Raw genomic sequence first — 1515 nt, 5'->3', positions numbered from 1 at the left:
GTTGGCCATCACTAAATTTAGTTGTGTCAAGAGCATAATGAAAGCCTGCATTCCCATTGTTGAATTCCGGAAAAGCATTTCGAACATCCGATCTCGTATCACCATAGGTTGCCTGGCCAACCAATGCACCATCCAACAATACTTCAATCTTTACTACTCCACTTCCATCTAAAAACCAGCCTGACACATTTTTGGTTCCTATAAGTGTTGCGCCAGAGATCGGATTGTCTAAATACCCTATGGTCATTTCAGTTGTTTGTGCTGCTGCATAATGTGAAATTTGTACATGTAATAACAAAGAAATTCCAAACAATAAAATTGCAACAATACTCTTAATATATTTCATTTTTTCTCCTTTCTTTCTAAGCTGGTAATCTTACTTTTAGTAAGATATTCTTCTATGATACTACTCTTCTATAATAATAAATAGGTAAAAATTACAATAACAAAAAAGAGATAGCTCACTTTGATGAGCTATCCCTTTTATTAAAATTCTATAGTTTTTTAGAACCCGTTTTAATTATTAAAAACGATTCCTCCACCATATAACCATCCTTCTTGCCCATTAACCCTGACTCGATACCAACGCTGGTCGTATGGGTATTTCCCCATTTCTCCAGGTACATAAAGAACATCAGTGTTATAACCAAGTACCTCTACTTTCGTACCAAAACTCAAAGTTGAGATTAATGTTGAAGGTAAGGTATAAGGAATGGATCTGAATGATAATCCACTAGTTGTAACTGTTGCAGTCGTACCCGCTGGGTAGTTAATAATAACATCCGCTGGATATGGTTGACCAGCAGGAATATTACGACCAAATGAAGGAGCTATCACAGGTGATACTGGAATTTGTCCTCTTTGGGAATAGTATACTGCATCAAATGGCTTAATCAATTGCATTAGATTAGCAATACCATTTTTCCAATTTTGATCTGTAGCATATCTTACATTCATGCCAACTAAATTGGCTCCGTTAAAATATGCTCCGTTCTCAGTTAAATAATCCTTTCGAACCGTATAGGATACAAAATTAATACTGTCTCCTCCTGTAGGGAAGTAGTATCCACAAGTAAACGGACAAGGATCATACGCACCATAACCATATAGGTTAAATTTATAATTTCTTAAATTTGACCCACCCCAACCAGTTTCCCAAATTGCATGGGCAACAAGATATTGAGCATTTACACCATACTTATTCTGAGCATCAATAAAACTTTGTGCATAATTCTTTAAAGGACTATCAGGACGTTTCGCATTAAAGAAATTAACGATGTCATTTGCTGTTATATTGGATGGCTTTCTCAAGTCAACATATAGATAAGGATTTCCATTAATAAACTTGGTATTTAATGAAGATGTTGATCCATTATTTCCAGTTTCTTTAACTGTTATCGTATGTTCTCCTTGAGAAAACTGTGAGGTATTAAGAGTAAACTTATAGCCTGAGTTCCTATTTTGATAATCAGGAAAGACTTGTTGAACATCAGGACGTGAAATGCCATACTGTGC

The 1515-nt window shown here is 35.4% G+C and carries 1 protein-coding gene and 1 pseudogene; both read right to left on the bottom strand.

From position 1 onward, the window contains the following. Nucleotides 1-346, bottom strand: a pseudogene (locus tag V7124_RS25965) (Ig-like domain-containing protein); the annotation flags it as partial. A 170-nt stretch (nt 347-516) separates the two neighbouring features. After that, nucleotides 517-1515, bottom strand: a 999-nt coding sequence (locus V7124_RS25960) for a glucosaminidase domain-containing protein (protein WP_335494806.1), incomplete at its 5' end; no start/stop codon positions are given.

Source organism: Neobacillus niacini, from assembly GCF_036961885.1.
GTDB classification, from domain to species: Bacteria; Bacillota; Bacilli; order Bacillales; family Cytobacillaceae; genus Neobacillus; species Neobacillus niacini_H.
This window is presented reverse-complemented; position numbering and strand designations above follow the sequence as displayed.